Source organism: Pseudonocardia parietis, from assembly GCF_017876315.1.
In the GTDB taxonomy this organism is placed as follows: Bacteria; Actinomycetota; Actinomycetes; order Mycobacteriales; family Pseudonocardiaceae; genus Pseudonocardia; species Pseudonocardia parietis.
Map to the genome: position 1 here is coordinate 5,408,716 of NZ_JAGINU010000001.1, position 17,710 is coordinate 5,426,425.

Consider the following 17,710-nt stretch of genomic DNA (forward strand, 5'->3'; position numbering starts at 1 on the left):
CCCCTGGCGCCCACCCAGCACGTGGCGGGGCGGACACACGTCCGGCTCTTCCCCGAGAGCCGATGTGCCCGTGGCGGCGAGGAACCACGCATGACCACTGCACTGCATCCGGCCGACACCCCCGACGTCACCGGCACCGACTCCACCGGCACCGACCTCACCGGCACCGAGGTACCCCGTCGTCGTCGCGACCGCGACGCGGCCTCCGGCATCTCCGCGGCCGACCTGCTCGCCCGCTTCAGCGAGGCCGGCTTCGACACCCCCGCCTCCGGCGGCCGCCGCGCCGCCCGTGCGAGCGGCACCGACGCCCACGGCCCGGCGATCGAGCAGATCGACACTGCGTCCGAGCAGCTCGGCACCACGTACGAGCAGCTCGGCACCCCGTCCGAGCGGCTCGACACCTCCCCGACCGGGCTGCCCGTGATCGGCGCCGGGACCGACGACACCGTCGTGACCCGCGACGTCCCGGCGGGCGTCACCGCGCGGTCCGCGATCGGCCTCATCCAGGGCACCTCCGAGACCGGCCCGTTCGGCACCCGGCCGCGCGCGATCGCCGCCACCGTGTCGGCGACGCTGGTCGGCGCCACCGCCGTGATGGGCGTCGTGACCAGCCTCGGCGCCCCGGACCAGGCCCCCGACGAGCAGGCCTCCGGAGTCGACCTGGCCGGGGTGAACAACGAGGCCACGATGAAGCTGTCGGTGCCCGCCGCCGGCTCCGAGCAGGGCGGCGCGGGCACCAGCGAGGCCGCGACGTCGCTCAGCGCCGGTCTGGAGCAGGTCACCGCCGCGGTCCCGCAGGCGTTCGAGCAGGCCGACGCCGCCCGCATCGCCGCGGTCGCCCACCAGGAGGAGGCGCAGAAGCGCGCCGACGAGGCACGCGAGCGGGCCCAGGAGGCCGGCTCGAGCGCGCGCGACGGAGCGGGCTCCGGCGAGGTCGCGGGCGACCCGGTCACCGACTTCAGCGGCTCCGCGAACGGGCTGCAGGCCCTCGCGGCGGCCGAGTCCAAGCTCGGCACGCCGTACCAGTGGGGCGCCACCGGCCCGAGCGCGTTCGACTGCTCCGGCCTCATGGTCTGGGCGTTCGAGCAGATCGGCGTGGACCTGCCGCGCACCTCCAGTGCGCAGGCCCAGGCGGACGGCGAGTCGGTGTCCAAGAGCGACCTCAAGCCCGGCGACCTGGTGTTCTTCTACTCCCCGGTCAGCCACGTGGGCATCTACGCGGGCAACGGCAAGATCCTGCACGCGTCGACCAGCGGCGAGCCGGTCAAGTACTCCGATGTGGACGCCATGCCGTTCAACAGCGCGACCCGGGTCTGAGCCGACCCGGGCACGCAGAACGTTCGAGGCCGGGCCCCTGGGGAGGGGCCCGGCCTCGACGCACGTCCGGGCGCGGTCAGAGACCGCGCAGCCGCGCCGCCACCGCCTCCGGCAGCACGTCCGAGATGAACGCACCCGCCCCGGACTCCGAGCCCGCCAGGTACTTGATCTTCCCGGGGGCCCGGCGGATCGAGTGCAGGCGCAGGTGCAACCGGGCGTCGGCGCGGCCGTCGGACTCCCGGACCGGGGCCTGGTTCCAGCCGGCCACGTAGGGCAGCTCGTCGTCGTAGAGCGCGTCGAGGCGACGCAGGACGTCCAGGTAGATCCGCGGGAACTCGGCCCGCTGCTCCTCGTCCAGCGCGGGCAGGTCCGGCGTCGGCCGGTGCGGGTAGAGGTGCACCTCGACCGGCCAGCGTGCGGCCTCCGGCACGAACGCCGTCCAGTGCTCGCCGGCGACGACGACCCGCTCCCCCGCCCGCTCGGCGGCCAGCGCCACGTCGAACAGGTTCTCCCCCGTGGCCGCACGGTGCGCCGCGACGTGCGCCAGCATCCGCTGCGGGAACGGCGGCACGTAGGGGTACGCGTAGATCTGGCCGTGCGGGTGCGACAGCGTCACCCCGATCTCGGCGCCCCGGTTCTCGAACGGGAACACGTACCGCACGCCCGGCCGGGCGCCCAGGTCCGCGGTCCGGTCGGCCCAGGCCTCGAGCACCAGCCGGACCCGCTCCGGGGGGAGCCGGGAGAACGGCGTCGCGTGGTCGTCGGTGAAGCACACGACCTCGCAGCGTCCGGCGGCGGCGACCGGGGCGTCCGGACCCGTCTCCGGGGGCGGTGCGCCCGGAGCCGACCCGAACGACGGGAACCGGTTCTCGAACGCCACGACCTCGTAGCCGGGCGCCGGGATCTCGGTGAGCCTGCCGTCCCGGCTCGGGCACAGCGGGCACTGGTCGGCAGGCGGCTGGTAGGTCCGGTCCTGGCGGTGCGCCGCGATCGTGACCCACTCGCCGGCCAGCGCGTCGTACCGGAGCTGGGAGGCCGGCGTCACCGCGGGCAGGTCACGCCGGTCGACGAGATCGGCGGGATCGCGCGGCGGGTGCCCGGGACCGTCGAACCAGAGGATCTCCCGGCCGTCGGCCATCCGCGTCGAGAGCTTGCGCACCGTCTCCATCACTGCCTTCCGGGGCGGACGACGACCACGCGGTCCACCTCGCCCTCGAGGACCGCGCGGTCGGCGTCGGCGAGTCCGGCGTCGGTGACCAGGACGTCCGCCTCGTTCAGTTCGGCGATGGTCGAGATGCCGACCGTCCCCCACTTCGTGTGGTCGGCGACGACGACGAGCTGCTGACCCGCGTCGACCAGCGCGCGGTTGGTGTCGCGCTCGGTCAGGTTCGGTGTCGAGAACCCGGCGGCGGCGCTCATGCCGTGCACGCCGAGGAACACGATCTCCAGGTTCAGCGAGCGCAGCGCGGCGATCGCGACCGGCCCGACCAGCGCCTCCGACGGCGTGCGCACCCCACCGGTGAGGATCACCGTCGACCCGCGGGCCTCGGCGCCACCGGTGTGCAGTGCCTCGGCGACGGCGAGCGAGTTCGTGACCACGGTCAGCCGCGCGATCTTCGCCAGCCGGTGCGCGAGCCGCCACGTCGTCGTACCCGCGGAGAGGCCGACGGCCGACCCGGGGGTGACCAGCGTGGCGGCCTCGGCGGCGATCGCGTCCTTCTCCTCGAGCTCCCGGACGGACTTCGCCGAGAACCCCGGCTCCTCCGTGGTGTGCTCGCCGATCGCCGTCGCCCCGCCGTGCACCTTGTCCACCAGGCGCCTGCGGGCGAGGACGTCGAGGTCGCGGCGCACCGTCATCTCGGACACGCCGAGATGGTCGGCCAGCTCGGACACCCGGACCGCCCCGTGCGACCGCACCCGCTCCACGATGACCTCGCGCCGCTGCTCGGCGAGCAGGCTCATGGCGCGGCATCCGGGCGGCAGGTCGACGTCACCCGAACACAATGCAACAAAACCGAACGATCTGCAAGCTCGGGCCAACCGGGCCGTATCTGCTCGTCAGGCGCCGGGCAAGGTCACCGCACGATATCGAATTCGCGCGAACGTGTTCACTTCTGTCCGACTTCGGTTTACCTTGTGCGCTGGCCTGTGCAGCACGAAAGCCACACGACGCACCCGGGCCGACAGCAGACAGGCGGACTCGACGGCGAGGAGCTTCCGAATGGATCACCGCGAGACGACCCCGGGGCGGGTCGCGCAGGGCCGACGGGAGGCCGCGGCATGACGTCCCAGGAGATTCTCCGCCTGGATGCGAACATCGTCGACTACCTGCTGGTCGCCTTCTACTTCACCCTGGTACTCGGCATCGGCTACGCGGCACGGCGCTCGGTCTCGTCCAGCCTGGACTTCCTGCTGTCCGGCCGCTCGTTGCCGGCCTGGATCACCGGCCTGGCGTTCATCTCGGCCAACCTCGGCGCGATCGAGCTCATCGGCATGGTGGCCAACGGTGCCCAGTTCGGCATACCGACGGTGCACTACTACTGGCTCGGCGCGATCCCGGCGATGGTGTTCCTCGGCATCGTGATGATGCCGTTCTACTACGGTTCGCAGGCGCGCAGCGTCCCGGAGTTCCTGCTCAAGCGGTTCAACCAGACCACCCAGCGGGTGCAGGCCGTGATCTTCGCCGTGGCCTCGATCCTGATCGCCGGCGTCAACCTGTTCTCGCTCGGGCTCGTCCTGGAGGCGCTGCTCGGCTGGCCGCTGTACGTGGCGGTGCCGGTCGCGGCCGTCGTCGTCCTCGGCTACATCACCCTCGGCGGCCTCTCCGCGGCGATCTACACCGAGGTACTGCAGTTCTTCGTGATCCTCGCGCTGCTCATCCCGCTGACCGTGGCCGGGCTCAACCGGATCGGCGGCTGGGACGGCCTGACCCGGGCGGTCACCGAGGGCCCCAGCGGCGGGGCCGATCTCAACGCGTGGCCGGGAACCTCGCTGACCGAGATCGAGAACCCGTTCCTGTCGGTACTGGGCATCGTGTTCGGTCTCGGCTTCGTGCTCTCCTTCGGGTACTGGACCACGAACTTCGCCGAGGTGCAGCGGGCGCTCTCGGCCAAGAGCATGTCGGCCGCCCGGCGCACGCCGCTCATCGGCGCGTTCCCGAAGGCGCTGGTCGTGCTGGTCATCGTGACCCCCGGCATGATCGCCGGGATCCTGATCCCGCAGATCACCGCCCTCAAGGCGGGTGGCGGCGAGTCGGTCGACGGCATCACCTACAACAACGCGCTGTCGCTGCTGATGAAGGAGGTCCTGCCGAACGGCATCCTCGGCGTCGCGATCGCCGGCCTGCTCGCCGCGTTCATGGCCGGTATGGCGGCGAACATCAGCTCGTTCAACACCGTGTTCACCTACGACATCTGGCAGGACTGGGTCCGCCCCGGCCGCGACGACGGCTACTACCTGCAGGTCGGCCGGCTGGTGACGATCATCGGCTGTGTGCTGGCGATCGGTACCGCGTTCATCGCGTCCGGCTCCCAGAACCTGATGGACTACATCCAGTCGCTGTTCAGCTTCTTCAACGCGCCGCTGTTCGCGATCTTCATCCTCGGCCTGTTCTGGAAGCGGATGACCGGGCCGTCGGCCTGGATCGGCCTGCTGTCGGGTACCGCCGCCGCGATCGCGGTGGACGTCCTGGTGCGGTTCGAGGTCCTCGAGATGTCCAACCAGGCAGGCAGCTTCGTCGGGGCGATCGCCGCGTTCGTCGTCGGTGTCGGGGTCGCCGGAGCGGTCTCGATGGTGACCGCACCACGGCCGGAGGCCGAACTGGCCGGGCTGGTCTGGAGCCTCACCCCGAAGGCGGCGCGCACGCACTCCACCGAGGGTGACGACGCGGGCTGGTACCGCTCGCCCGCGGTGCTCGCTGTCGCCGTACTCGCCCTGACCGTCATCCTCTACATCGTGACCGGCTGAGCAGGAGCGCAGAGATGACCGAGAAGAACACCCCGGTATCGACCACGGCGACCAGCCTGTTCGACCTGCGTTCGGTGATCGCCCTGCTGTTCGGGGTCTACGGCATCGTGCTGGTGATCATGGGCCTGGTCTCCGGGAACGATCCCGAGAACCTGGCCAAGACCGGCGGGACCAACCTGAACCTGCACACCGGCATCGGCATGCTGGTGCTCGGCGCGCTCTTCGTGCTGTGGGTGCGGCTGCGGCCGCTGAAGATCCCCACGGTCGTCGACGAGCAGGACTGACCGCTCCCCGCCCGCAGCCGGCGGGCCGGGGTCAGCGCCCCCGGTTCGCCGGCGTCGGGTAGACCGGGTTGAACGCCTGCAGGGTGTAGGCGTCGATCCGGCGGGCGATCCGGCCGAGGCCGGAGCGCAGGGTGCGGAAGGTGGCGCTCATGGGTGGAGTTCCCTTCATCGGAGTACTGCGAGGAGGGGGCGTCGGGCCGGGTGGGGCGGACGGCCTCCTCACCGGACACGTCCAGTCTGCACTGAATCGATCCCGGAGCGCCGTCGATGGGGAGCCGGGTCACGATGTGACCTGCGACGAGGTGCCGCCGTGCGGGTGATCGCCGGAGACGGCGAGCACGAGATCGAGATCGCGCGGTCCCGGTTCCGGTGCACCGTGGCCCGGGTGCCCGGCATCGACGCGGCCTCCGCCGTGATCGAGAAGGTCCGCCGCGCCGGCCCGGACGCGACCCACCACGGCACGGCACTGCGGCTCGGCGACCCGGAGACCGGCGGCCTCACCGCACGGTCCAACGACGACGGCGAACCGTCCGGTACCGCGGGCGTCCCGATGCTGGAGGTGCTGTCGCGCCGCGACCTGACCGACGTCGTCGCCGTCGTCTCGCGCTGGTTCGGTGGCACCAAGCTCGGTGCCGGCGGCCTGGTCCGCGCGTACTCCGGCGTGCTGTCCGAGACCCTCGACACCGTCGGGACGTTGCGCCGGGTCCGGCACCGCGAGCTGCTCCTCGCCGCGCCGCACGACCGGGCCGGACGATTGGAGCACGACCTGCGGCACTCGCCGTACCGGCTGCACGAGGTCGAGCACGGCGCCGACGTGACCTTCACCGTCGCGGTCGCGGAGACCGGCCTGGCCGGCTTCACGGACTGGCTCGCCGCACACACCGGCGGTTCCGTCGACGCCCTCGACGCCGGCCCGCGCGACCTGTACCTACCCTGACCAGGTGGAGATCCGCGAGGCGACCGACGACGACTGGCCGGCGATCTGGGCGGTGCTGCGCCCGATCTTCGCCGAGGGCCGCACCTACACCGTGCCGCTCGACGCCGGGGAGGCGTCGGCCCGCGCGATGTGGATGCTCCCGCCGCCCGGCCGGGTCGTGGTGGCCGTCGACGGCGGCGAGATCGTGGGCACCGCGAAGACCGGCCCGAACCAGCCCGGCCCCGGCGCGCACGTCGCCACGGCGAGCTTCGCGGTCGATCCCACCCGCGCCGGGCGCGGCACCGGACGGGCACTCGGCGAGCACGTGCTCGACCTCGCCCGCTCCGCCGGCTACGCGGCGATGCAGTTCAACGCCGTCGTCGAGACCAACACCCGGGCGGTCGCGCTCTGGCACTCACTCGGTTTCCGGACCATCGGGATCGTGCCGGACGCCTTCACCCTCCCCGACGGCACGCGGACCGGCCTGCACGTGATGCACACCCACCTGTGAGCCGGCGTGAGTCAGCGCTGTGGGTCAGCGCCCCTTCCAGACCGGGTCGCGCTTCTCGGCGAACGCGGTGGCGCCCTCCCGGGCGTCCTGCGAGGTCAGCACCGGGGTGGTGATCTCGTTGTGCCGCTCCCAGCGATCCGCACCCCAGCCGGGGCTCTCCAGCACGATCCGCTTCGAGGCGGCGACACCGAGCGGACCGTTGGCTGCGATCCGCGCGGCCAGCTCGCACGCCGCGTCGATCGCGCCGCCGTCGTCGACGATCCGGTTGACCAGCCCGGCCGCCTCGGCCCGGGCGGCGTCGATCGGGTCCCCGGTCAGCAGCATCTCCAGCGCGAGCGCGCGCGGCACCCGGTTGGCCAGCTCCAGCGCACCGCCGGCCGCCGCGACCAGCGACCGCTTCACCTCGGGCACCCCGAACCGGGCGCCCCGGCCGGCCACGACCAGGTCGCAGGCCAGCATGAGCTCGAACCCACCGGCCAGCGCCCACCCCTCGACCGCGGCGATCATCGGCTTGCGCGGCGGCACCTGGGTGATGCCGCAGAGCCCGCGGCCGGGGATCGAGGGCTGCTCCCCCTTGAGGAAGGCCTTCAGGTCCATGCCCGCGGAGAACGCCCCGCCCGCACCCGCGAGGACGCCGGCGCGCAGCTCGTCGTCGGCGTCCAGCTCGTCGACGGCCGCGGCGACCGCCTTCGCGACGTTCTCGTTGATCGCGTTCTTCGCCCGCGGGCGGTTGATGGTGATCAGCTGGACACCGTTGCGGCGCTCGACCAGCACCTCGGACTCGGAAACGGTCAGGTCTGACTGCTCTGTCATGATCCCACTTTAGAACGCCGGAGCGGCCACCGGCACCGAGTGCTCCCAGTCGGCGAGCAGCGTGCGCAACGCGGTGACCAGAGCCAGCGGCTGGTCGACCATGACGTGGTGCCCGGCGCCGGGGATCTCGACGACGGGTGCGGCACGACCCATCCGGTCCACCACCATCTCGCCCATGTCGGCCGGGACGAGACCGTGCTCGGCCCGGAACAGCGCGATCCGGCAACCGGGGCGCCCGAGGTCACCGGGCGTCAGGCCGATCCCTCCGAAGATCCTCGGGTCGAACTTCCAGCTCCAGCCGCCCTCGACCGGGCGGATGCTGTGCTCGGCGATGTACCGGTGCACGTACGGCAGGTCGCCCCGCTGCTCGGGCACGGTGCGGAACCGGGCGAGCAGGGCCTCCCGGTCGGCATGCACCCGCGCCGGCCCGAACGCCCGTTGCTGGCGGGCGGCGAGCTCCTCCGGGGACCGCTCCCGCACCGGCGAGTCGACGGCGACCGCACCGGCCAGCTCCTCGCCGTAGCGCAGGGCGGCGGCGAGCGTCACGAAGCCGCCCATGCTGTGCCCGATCAGCGTCGGCCGCTCACCGAGACCGGCGTGGCCGATCACCACCTTGAGCTCGGCGGCCCAGCGGTCCAGGTCGTAGGACGGTGCTCGACCGGAGTCACCGTGCCCGGACAGGTCGACGGCGACGACCCGGCGGGCGCCCTCGACCAGGAGCGGGGCGACGTGGTCCCACCAGCGGCCGTGCGCGGCGCCGCCGTGCACCAGCAGGACGCCCGGGCCGCCGGGCTCGCCCCAGGTCCGGTAGGCGATCGACACGCCGTCGGCATCGGCGCGGCCGGTGTCGCACGGCGCGGCGAGCGCCGTCGTGAACCAGCTGGGCGGCTGCTCGGACACGCACGGCTCCGTTCACCGAGGACGAGGACCCGGCGAACGTACCCCGTCCCCGCCGATCCACGATCCGGGCGGGCTAGCGCCTTGTTGACACGTTTTCTATGATGACGGGGTGTCTCACAGTGACGTGGCAGAGCGCACCAGGACGGTCGCCACCCCCGACGGGCTCCAGCTCGCCGTCGCCGAGCGGGGCGATGCCTCCCGCCCGACGGTCGTCGCCGTGCACGGCTATCCGGACGACCGGCACGTCTGGGACGGCGTCGCCGAGTTGCTCGCCGTCGACCACCACGTGGTGAGCTACGACGTCCGCGGGCACGGCGGCTCGGACGCCCCGGCCGGCCGGGCGGGCTACGACCTGGAGCTGCTCGCCGCCGACCTGCGCGCGGTGTGCGACGCCGTCTCCCCCGACGCCCCGGTGCACCTGATCGCCCACGACTGGGGCGCGATCCAGACCTGGCACGCGGTGACCGGGCACGGGCTCGACGGCCGGGTCGCGTCGTTCACGTCGATCTCCGGGCCGAGTCTCGACCACGTGGGGCTGTTCCTGCGCCGGCGCGGCCCCCGCGACCTGCGCTCCGTGCTCTCCCAGGCGGCGCACTCCTGGTACGCGCTCGCCTTCCGGCTCCCGGTGCTGCCCGAGCTCGCCGTGCGCAGCGGCGCGCTCGGCGCGTTGGTCTCCCGCAAGGAGGGCATCGGACGCCCCTCGGTACGCGACGCCGTGAACGGGCTCGAGCTGTACCGGCGCAACCTGCCACGGCGGCTGGGCCGGCCGCAGCCGCGCCGGACGGGCGTGCCGGTGCAGGTCCTGGTGCCGCGCGGGGACGCCTACGTGACCCCGGCGCTCGCCACCTCCGCCGCGGAGTTCGCCCCGGACCTGCGCGTGCGGTACCTGCCCGGCGGGCACTGGATCGTGCGGCATCGGCCCGCGGTGATCGCCCGCTGCGTGCGCGAGATCGTCGCGGAGACCGGCGGGGCGGAGACCGGCGGGCACGCCCCTGCTCCCGCGCTGACCCGGGCCCGGGCCCGGGGCGCCGCACTGGTCGCCGCACGGGGGCGCCGGACCGGCGCCGTGCGCTGGGACGGGGGCCTCGCCGTCGTCACCGGGGCGGGGAGCGGGATCGGCCGGGCGACGGCGCGGGCCCTCGCGGACCGCGGGACGCGCGTCGTCGTCGCGGACCTGTCGGAGGACGGCACCGCGCAGACCGTCGAGCTGATCGAGCGCCGGCACGGGGCCGGGCGCGCGGTCGCGCGGCGGGTCGACGTCGCCGACGACACCGCCGTCGCCGAGCTGGCCGCCCGGGTCGCTGCCGAGCAGGGGGTGCCGGACCTCGTCGTCAACAACGCCGGGATCGCCGTCGCCGGGCCGTTCGCCGACACCACGCTCGAGCAGTGGCAGCGGATCGTCGACGTCAACCTGTGGGGCGTCGTCCACGGGTGCCGGCACTTCGGTGCGCTGCTCACCGAGCACGGCGAGGGCGGGCACCTGGTGAACGTCGCCTCGGCCGCGGCCTACCTGCCGTCGCGTGCGCTGCCGGCGTACGCGACGACGAAGGCCGCGGTGCTGATGCTGTCCGAGTGCCTGCGCGCCGAGCTGGCAGGCGAGGGCATCGGCGTCACCGCGCTGTGCCCGGGACTCGTGAACACCCCGATCACCACCAGCGCCCGGTTCGCGGGCGCCGACGATGCGGAGCAGGACGCTCGCCGCCGTGCCGCCGCCGCCGCCTACGCCCGTCGCGGCTACACCCCGGAGCGGGTCGCGGCGCGCCTGGTCCGGGCGGTGGAGAAGAACCTGCCACTGGCCCCGGTGACCGCCGAGTCCCACGCCGCGCTGCTGGCGTCCCGGCTGTCCCCCGGCCTGCTGCGCGCCGTCGCCCGCCTCGACGGCGGGCCCCGCTTCGGCGGCACCCGCTACGCAACCGTCCGAAAGGAGCACCGCCCGTGAGTACCACCCGCCCGGACGACGACCGGGTCGTCCTGCAGGCCCGCGACGTCCGGTTCGACTTCGCCGGCCTGCGCACCGACTGGATCCCCGGCGAGCCGTTCGCCTCCCACGTCATCGACGTGCTGCACCTGCTGCTCCCCGAGGGCGAGCGCTGGTTCGTCGAGGTGTTCTCCCAGGTACTGCCCATGGTGCACGACGAGGCCCTCGCGGAGGACGTCCGCGGCTTCATCGGGCAGGAGGCGATGCACGCGGCCTCGCACCAGGGAGCGCTGGACCACCTGCTCGACGCCGGCGTGGACGTCTCCCGGTTCGTCGAGCAGGTCGAGTGGATCTTCAGCGAGCTGCTGGGCGAGCGTGGGCTGACCGGTGCCGAAGCCCGGGAGTGGCTGGTCGAGCGGGTCGGGCTGATCGCGGCGGTCGAGCACTTCACGGCGGTGCTGGGCGACTGGATCCTGCACTCCCCCGAGCTCGACGCGGCGGGCGCGGACGCCGAGATGCTGGACATGCTGCGCTGGCACGGCGCGGAGGAGGTCGAGCACCGCAGCGTCGCGCACGACCTGTACACCCATCTCGACGGCCGGTACCTGCGCCGGGTCCGGGCCATGCTGGTCGGCGGGCCTGCGCTGGCCAAGCTCTGGACGGACGGCACCGCGCAGCTGTGTGCGCGGGACCCGCAGCTGCGTGGGACGCCGCAGCGCCGGACCCGCCTGCGGGACTACGTGCGCGCGGCCCGGCGCGGGCTGGTGCCCGGGCCGTGGGTGTTCGCGAGAGCGGTGCTGACCTACCTGAACCCCCGGTTCCACCCGGCACGCCACGGCGACACCGACGCCGCCATCGCCTACCTGGCCGTGTCGCCCGCCGCCCGGCGCGCCGACGGTCGCGGGGACGGTCGCGAGGACACAGCATGAGTACAGCACCCCCGCCGTACCCGAACCCCGCCGCGACGGCGCTCGCGGCGATCACCACCGTCAGCCAGCGGATGGCGGTCCGCAGCGGCCGGCGACGCCGCCCGGCCGGGCCGGTGGAGCGGACGCTGCAGGTCGAGGTGCGTGCGGTGCGGCGGCCGTGCCCGGACGTCGCCGTGCTCGACCTCGTCCCGATCACATCGGCACCGCTGCCCGGGTGGGGCCCGGGCGCGCACGTCGACGTCGAGCTCCCCTCCGGTCTGCTCCGTCAGTACTCGCTGTGCGGCGACCCGGCGGACCGCTCGGCGTACCGGATCGCGGTGCGCGCGGTGCCGGGCGGTGCCGGATCGGCCGAGGTGCACGCGCTGACCCCCGGGGCACGGTTGCGGCTGCGCGGTCCGCGCAACGCGTTCCCGCTGGCCACGGCGCCGTCCTACCTGTTCCTGGCCGGCGGCATCGGGATCACCCCGATCGCGCCGATGGTGCGCGCGGCGCACGCGGCCGGCCTGCCGTGGCGGCTCGTCCACACCGGACGCGACCTGGCGTCGATGCCGCTCTCCGGCGAGCTGGCCGCGCTCGCCCCGGACCGGGTGGTGCGCCGCCCGGACGACGGCGGCGTCCCCCGCCCCGAGCAGCTGCTGTCCGGTGTGGACGCCGATGCGGCGGTCTACTGCTGCGGGCCACCCCCGATGATCGAGGCGGTGCGCCGCGCGCTGCCGGCAGCGCAGCGGTTCCACTCCGAGCGGTTCTCCCCACCGCCGATCCGCGACGGGCGGCCGTTCACCGTGCGGATCGTGGGCGGCCCGGAGGTCACCGTGCCCGCGGACCGGTCCGCGCTCGACGCGGTCCGCGAAATACGCCCGGAGGTGCCGTACTCGTGCCGGCAGGGGTTCTGCGGGACCTGCCACGTCCGGCTGGTCGCGGGGACGACGACGATCGACCCCACCCGCCCCGATCCGGCAGGCCCCGGCCGCACCGCGCTGTGCGTCGGCCGGGCGGAGGGCGATGGGGTCACGGTGGACCTCGGTCGCTGATGCTCGCTCCCTTGTCCCGGCTCAGCTCACCGGCGACGAACAGGGCGATGTCGCAGCGGAGCGGGCCCGTACGCTCGGTGGTGATGACCTCCTCACCGGCACGATCACCGCGGCGGATGACGCCGCAGGCACGGCGGGCCCAGCTGGTGTCCGCGGCGCTGGATCTCTACGGCCGGCTGTCCCCGGAGGACGTCGGGGTCGAGGACGTCACGCGTGCCGCCGACGTCTCGCGGGCCCTGTTCTACCGGTACTTCTCCGGGGTCGAGGAGCTGCAGGTCGCGGCGCTGGGCACCATCGTCGACGAGCTCGTGTCGCGGATAGCGCTCTCCGGCGACGGACCGCTGAACGCGCAGCTGGCAGCGGTGCTGGACGTGTTCCTCGACGTGGTCGAACGGCACGCCCGCGCCTACGTGGCCCTGCTGCGCAGCGGCTCGGTGGTCTCGACCGGGGCGACCGACGCGCTCGTCGACGGGGTCCGGGACCACATGGTGGATCTGCTGTGCGTGCGCGGCGGGGTGCCGGACCCCACGCCGCTGCAGCTGATGACGCTGCGCGGATGGGTCGCGCTCGTCGAGGGGTCGGCGCTGTCCTGGCTGGAGGCGGGCCGTGAACCCGATCGCGGCGAGCTGCGGGACTGGCTGGTGGAGCAGCTCTTCGCGATGCTGGCGGTGACCCTCGGCCGCTCCTCCTGAGCGGCCGGCGCCGGCTCAGCCCTCGACGATCCCGATGGCGTTCGGGACCGGCCGCTGGGCGTCCTCGGACGGGCGGTTCACCACCTGACCGCGGTACACCAGCGTCGAGGAGCCGCCGCCGTCGAGGTTGACGCCGTCGACGGCGCCGGCCCGGCGCAGCTGCTCGGCGGTCTCCGCGAGGGTGAGGCCGGCACTGGTGGAGTCGCGGCCGTCGGCGGTGAGCAGCACCAGGCGTCCGTCCTCGGTGACGCCGGCGGCGCTGCGCGGGTCGCGGGACGCCGTGTCGAGGCCGGGGACGGGGGCGCCGTCGCGCAGGACCGGGCTGCCGCCGACCGCGGTCTCGGCCTCCGCACCGGACCCGGTGGTGACCCGCTGCCGGACCGTGACCCGGTCGCCGACGGCGAGCCCGCGCAGCGCGGCCGCACCCTCGTCGCGGCCGGCGAGGATCTGCTCGCCCGCGGGGATCGGGCCGCTGCCGGGCGGGCGGACGGCGGTGACCCGGTCGTCGCGGACCACGACCTCGACCCGGTCCGGCGCGCACGGGGCGTCCCGGTCGGTGTCGCTGCCGCACAGGGCCGCGGCCCGGTCGCCGTTCCAGTCGGCGGTGAACAGCCCGATGCCGCCGACCGGGACCGCGTAGGCGTTGAGCGAGCGGATCGGCAACGTGCCCCCGGGCCCGACGGCCGACGCCACGAGGGTGAGCCGGTCCAGCCGGGGGGTGCCGCCGGCGTCGATCGTGAGGGCGTCCCCGGGCTCGCTGCCGGGGACCGCCGGTGCGAGCCGCCGCCCGGGCGGGACCGCGGAGGTGAGCATCCTGCCGTCCCGGACCGACGGCCCGGCGGGTGCGTTGCTGCGCGCGAGATCGAAGAAGTCGCCGTTGACGGCGGCGACCGTGCCGCCCCGCTCGGCGTGCACCGGCACGGTCGCCCGCTCCCCCACGCTCGCTCCGGTGAGCAGCGTGGCGCGGATGCTCGACCGGCGCAGGTCGGCCACCACGACGTCGGTGGTCACCGGTCCCGCCGGGGTGGCGATCCGCTCCTCGCGGTGGGTGACGGCCGGTGCCCGCTGCGCCGCGGAGTCCCGGGCTCCGGGTGCCGTGAGGGTGCCGCTCGAGACCTCGGGCGCCGGAAGGGCGCCGCGGGCGGCACCCCGCACGGGCCCCGCGGCACCCCCGGCCCCGGCTCGGTCCCCGCTCGTCGCGGCGACGGCATTCTGCGCTGACCCGGACCCACCGGACCCACCGGCGACGCCGGCGTGCGCGGCGAGATCACCGGAGGACGCGACGGTGGCCGGCCCACCGCCGACGGAGGACGGGACCAGCGCGCAGACGACGGCCGCGCCCAGCAGCGCCGCGCTCCGCCCGTGCACCCGTCCCGCCATGACTGCTCCCCCGGTCGACGACCAACCGGGGCCGACATGATCACGGAAGCGGGGGTGCGGGCCGCCGGGCCCGGCCCGGGAACGCCGGATTCACCAGGTCGTGGGTCGCCTACCCGTGGCGCGGCGCGAGCGCAGTCACCGCCGCACGTTCATGATCCGCGTTTCGGGAGTCCCGGGTGCGGCCCGCGCCGCCCCGGCTCCCAGGACGCGGATCATGGTCAGGGGCGGCCCGCTCGCAGCGCGCGGTACCCGGCCGCGGGGTGGTCGGACGCGAGGCGGGCGCCGTCGCCGGTGCCGTAGCGCTCGCGCAGGGTGGCCCCGGCGGCGTCGTCCTGGCCGGGGACCCGTCCGCGCCGGCGCAGTTCCGGCACCACGTGGGTGACGACGTCGGCCATCGTCCCCGGCGTCACCGCGTAGGCGAGGTTGAACCCGTCCAGGTCCGCCTCGTCGGCCCAGCGTTCCAGCTCGTCGGCGACCGTCGACCCGGATCCGACGACGACCGGTCCCCGCCCGCCGACCGTGACGAACTCGGCGAGCTCGCCGACCGTCCAGTCCCGGTCCGGCCCGGTGAACGACGCCAGCGCCGAGCGCGTCGCGTCGGTCTGCACGTACTCGAGCTTCTCCTCCGGCGACGCCCCCGCGAGGTCCACACCGGACCACCCGCCGAACAGCGCCAGCGCGGCCTGCGGGTCGGTCAGTGCCAGGTACTCCTCGAGGGTCGCCCGCGCGGCCTCGTCGGACTCCCCGGCGATCGCGGTCAGCATCGCGAAGATCTTCACCGACCGCGGGTCGCGGCCCGCCTTCTCCGCCTCGAGCCGGACCGCGTCCACCGAGCGGCGCACCACCGCGGGCGACGGGCCCGACACGAACACGGCCTCGGCGTGCGTCCCGGCGAACCGGGCCCCGCGCGGCGACGCGCCTGCCTGGAAGATCACCGGGGTGCGCTGCGGCGACGGCGCGGACAGGAACGGGCCGGGCACGTCGAACCAGCGCCCGTGGTGCCCGATGTCGTGGACCTCGGCCGGATCGGTGAAGACCCCGGTCGCCCTGTCGCGGACGACGGCGTCGTCGGTCCAGGAGCCCTCCCACAGCTTGTAGCAGACCTCCAGGAACTCCTCGGCGAGCTCGTAGCGGTCGTCGTGCGGGATCTGCCCGGACCGGCCGAGGTTGCGTGCCGCGGAGTCCAGGTAGGACGTGACGACGTTCCACGCCACCCGGCCCCGGGTGAGGTGGTCGAGGGTCGCGAACCTGCGCGCCAGCGCGTACGGGTGCTCGTAGGCGACCGAGACGGTCACCCCGAACCCGAGCCGCGAGGTCACCCCGGCCATCGCCGGGACCAGCAGCAGCGGATCGACCATCGGCACCTGCGCGGCGGCCCGGACGGCCGCGTCACGGGAGCCGCCGTACACGTCGTAGACCCCGAGCACGTCGGCCAGGAACAGCGCGTCGAATCCGCCGTCCTCCAGCATCCGGGCCAGCGACGTCCAGTGCTCCAGGTCGGTGTAGCGGTGCCCCTCGTCCGACGGGTGGCGCCACAGCCCGGCGGACTGGTGCCCGACGCAGCCCATGTCGAAGGCGTTGAGCAGGATACGGCGGGTCATGCGGCGACTTCCTCCCGGTCGGGGGTGCGGCGCAGGCCGGTCCGGTGGGTCTCCCGGGACAGCACGGTGCACGTGATCGTGATGGCGAACAGCAGGACGAAGTATCCCCAGATCAGCCAGGGCCGCCCGTCCCCGGCCAGCAACAGCGCGGTCGCGACCAGCGGCGTCGTCCCGCCGATCACGGACCCGATCTGGTAGCCGAGCGAGGCGCCGCTGTAGCGGACGCGGGTGTCGAACAGCTCGCTGTACCAGGCGGCCTGCGGACCGTACATGGCGTCGTGGAACAGGTTCACCAGTACCACCATCGCGACGATGATCAGCGCGGTCGAGCCGGTGTCGAGCAGCAGGAAGAACACCCCGAGGAACAGCGGGGCCCCGATCGCACCGACCAGGTAGACGGGTTTGCGGCCGACCCGGTCGGACAGGATCGCCCACAGCGGTGTCGAGAACAGCCCGATCGCGGAGGCGACGATGACGGCGGTCAGCCCGGCTCCCTCGGAGGCGTCGGGACCCTGCGCGAGGTAGGTCAGCGCGAACGTCGTCGCGAGGATGTAGACCGAGTTCTGCGCGATCCGGGTACCGATCGTCAGCAGCACCGTGCGCCATTCGGTGCGCAGCACCTCCACCACGGGGCGGCGGGCCAGCGTGCCCGCCTCGCGGGCCGCGGTGAACACGGCCGGGTCGGTCAGCGTCAACCGGATCGCCAGGCCGACGACCACCAGGACGAAGCTGAGCAGGAACGGGATCCGCCAGGCACCGGCGAGGAACGCCTCCTTCCCGGCGATCCCGAGCACCGAGGCGTACACCCCGGACGCGAGCAGCATTCCGGCCGACGAGCCGATCTGCGGGAAGCTGCCGTACAGGCCGCGCCTGGTCTCGGTCTCGGCGTGCTCGACGGCCATCAGGACCGCGCCCGCCCACTCGGCGCCGACCGCCAGCCCCTGCAGCAGCCGCAGGACGACCAACAGCAGCGGCGCGAACAGTCCCGCCGTCGGGTAGGTGGGCAGCAGGCCGATCAGCGTCGTCGCGGCCCCCATCAGGACCAGCGACCCGACGAGCACGGCGCGCCGGCCGATCCGGTCACCGAGGTGGCCCGCGACGACCGCGCCGATCGGCCGGGCACCGAACCCGGCGGCATAGGTGGCGAACGACGCCAGCACCCCGGTCGCCGGGTCGACGTCGGAGAAGAACAGCGGGCCGAACACCAGTGCCGCGGCGGTCGCGTAGAGGTAGAAGTCGTACCACTCGATGGTGGTGCCGATCAGGCTGGCGACGGCGGCGCGGCGCGGGGTGGCACCGGGGCGCGCGGCGGTGGACGTGCTGGACACGGGTGACCTGCCTGGGGTGGGCGGACCGGAGACGGTCCGGTGTGGATGGTGACCGGGGCTGGGTCAGCGACAGGCGTGCGACGACAGCCGGCCGTGGTCCAACCACCGCCGGCGGGTCAGCTCC

At 74.1% G+C, this 17,710-nt stretch carries 16 protein-coding genes; 9 read left to right on the forward strand and 7 right to left on the reverse strand.

Features of this window, described 5'->3' with window-relative positions; translation table 11 throughout:
- Window positions 1–90: 90 nt before the first annotated feature.
- Window positions 91–1,317, forward strand: coding sequence for a C40 family peptidase (locus tag JOF36_RS39400; RefSeq protein WP_245350972.1), 1,227 nt, complete (start codon window positions 91–93; stop codon window positions 1,315–1,317).
- Window positions 1,318–1,393: 76 nt separating this feature from the next.
- On the opposite strand, the gene galT is transcribed toward JOF36_RS39400, so the two are convergent.
- Window positions 1,394–2,476, reverse strand: coding sequence for a galactose-1-phosphate uridylyltransferase (gene galT, locus JOF36_RS25345; RefSeq protein ID WP_372447463.1), 1,083 nt, complete (start codon window positions 2,474–2,476; stop codon window positions 1,394–1,396).
- A gap of 8 nt (window positions 2,477–2,484) precedes the next feature.
- The gene (locus JOF36_RS25350; protein WP_210031448.1) at window positions 2,485–3,279 is read right to left on the reverse strand and encodes a DeoR/GlpR family DNA-binding transcription regulator; all 795 of its coding nucleotides are present in this window, start codon (window positions 3,277–3,279) and stop codon (window positions 2,485–2,487) included.
- Window positions 3,280–3,597: 318 nt separating this feature from the next.
- Here JOF36_RS25350 and JOF36_RS25355 point away from each other — a divergent pair, with 318 nt between their 5' ends.
- The 4 genes from JOF36_RS25355 to JOF36_RS25370 all read left to right on the forward strand — a co-directional run bounded on the left by JOF36_RS25355 (window position 3,598) and on the right by JOF36_RS25370 (window position 6,994).
- Window positions 3,598–5,283, forward strand: coding sequence for a sodium:solute symporter family protein (locus tag JOF36_RS25355; protein ID WP_210031450.1), 1,686 nt, complete (start codon window positions 3,598–3,600; stop codon window positions 5,281–5,283).
- 14 nt (window positions 5,284–5,297) lie between these two features.
- Window positions 5,298–5,567: a hypothetical protein gene (locus JOF36_RS25360; protein WP_210031452.1), complete on the forward strand. Its 270-nt coding sequence runs from the start codon at window positions 5,298–5,300 to the stop codon at window positions 5,565–5,567.
- Between the two features lie 310 nt (window positions 5,568–5,877).
- Window positions 5,878–6,504, forward strand: a complete 627-nt coding sequence (locus tag JOF36_RS25365) for an IMPACT family protein (protein ID WP_210031454.1) — start codon at window positions 5,878–5,880, stop codon at window positions 6,502–6,504.
- Between the two features lie 4 nt (window positions 6,505–6,508).
- Window positions 6,509–6,994, forward strand: a complete 486-nt coding sequence (locus tag JOF36_RS25370; protein WP_210031455.1) for a GNAT family N-acetyltransferase — start codon at window positions 6,509–6,511, stop codon at window positions 6,992–6,994.
- Window positions 6,995–7,018: 24 nt separating this feature from the next.
- Here JOF36_RS25370 and JOF36_RS25375 read toward each other — a convergent pair whose 3' ends face one another.
- Entirely contained in the window at window positions 7,019–7,807 is a 789-nt protein-coding gene (locus JOF36_RS25375) for a crotonase/enoyl-CoA hydratase family protein (RefSeq protein WP_210031457.1), read from the reverse strand.
- A 9-nt stretch (window positions 7,808–7,816) separates the two neighbouring features.
- On the reverse strand, window positions 7,817–8,707 hold the full coding sequence (locus JOF36_RS25380; RefSeq protein ID WP_210031459.1) for an alpha/beta fold hydrolase: 891 nt from the start codon (window positions 8,705–8,707) through the stop codon (window positions 7,817–7,819).
- A 109-nt stretch (window positions 8,708–8,816) separates the two neighbouring features.
- On the opposite strand from JOF36_RS25380, the gene JOF36_RS25385 reads away from it, so the two are divergent.
- The 4 genes from JOF36_RS25385 to JOF36_RS25400 all read left to right on the forward strand — a co-directional run bounded on the left by JOF36_RS25385 (window position 8,817) and on the right by JOF36_RS25400 (window position 13,277).
- Window positions 8,817–10,646, forward strand: coding sequence for an SDR family oxidoreductase (locus JOF36_RS25385; protein ID WP_307862589.1), 1,830 nt, complete (start codon window positions 8,817–8,819; stop codon window positions 10,644–10,646).
- Window positions 10,643–11,554 carry a metal-dependent hydrolase gene (locus tag JOF36_RS25390; RefSeq protein WP_210031461.1) on the forward strand — a complete coding sequence of 304 codons (912 nt, stop codon included), beginning with the start codon at window positions 10,643–10,645 and terminating at the stop codon, window positions 11,552–11,554. The genes JOF36_RS25385 and JOF36_RS25390 overlap by 4 nt, the downstream gene beginning before the upstream one ends.
- A complete protein-coding gene (locus JOF36_RS25395) occupies window positions 11,551–12,585 on the forward strand; it encodes a PDR/VanB family oxidoreductase (RefSeq protein ID WP_210031463.1) in 1,035 nt (344 codons plus the stop codon). Before JOF36_RS25390 ends, JOF36_RS25395 begins: the two co-directional genes overlap by 4 nt.
- Before the next feature lie 83 nt (window positions 12,586–12,668).
- Window positions 12,669–13,277 (forward strand): TetR/AcrR family transcriptional regulator, encoded by a 609-nt coding sequence (locus tag JOF36_RS25400; RefSeq protein ID WP_210031465.1) that lies wholly within the window; start codon window positions 12,669–12,671, stop codon window positions 13,275–13,277.
- A 15-nt stretch (window positions 13,278–13,292) separates the two neighbouring features.
- Here the strand turns inward: JOF36_RS25400 and JOF36_RS25405 are convergent, their stop codons facing one another.
- The 3 genes from JOF36_RS25405 to JOF36_RS25415 all read right to left on the reverse strand — a co-directional run bounded on the left by JOF36_RS25405 (window position 13,293) and on the right by JOF36_RS25415 (window position 17,586).
- The gene (locus tag JOF36_RS25405) at window positions 13,293–14,657 is read right to left on the reverse strand and encodes a phosphodiester glycosidase family protein (protein WP_210031467.1); all 1,365 of its coding nucleotides are present in this window, start codon (window positions 14,655–14,657) and stop codon (window positions 13,293–13,295) included.
- A 218-nt stretch (window positions 14,658–14,875) separates the two neighbouring features.
- Window positions 14,876–16,258, reverse strand: a complete 1,383-nt coding sequence (locus tag JOF36_RS25410; RefSeq protein ID WP_210031469.1) for an LLM class flavin-dependent oxidoreductase — start codon at window positions 16,256–16,258, stop codon at window positions 14,876–14,878.
- Window positions 16,255–17,586 carry an MFS transporter gene (locus tag JOF36_RS25415; protein WP_210031471.1) on the reverse strand — a complete coding sequence of 444 codons (1,332 nt, stop codon included), beginning with the start codon at window positions 17,584–17,586 and terminating at the stop codon, window positions 16,255–16,257. Before JOF36_RS25415 ends, JOF36_RS25410 begins: the two co-directional genes overlap by 4 nt.
- Between the last annotated feature and the right edge of the window lie 124 nt (window positions 17,587–17,710).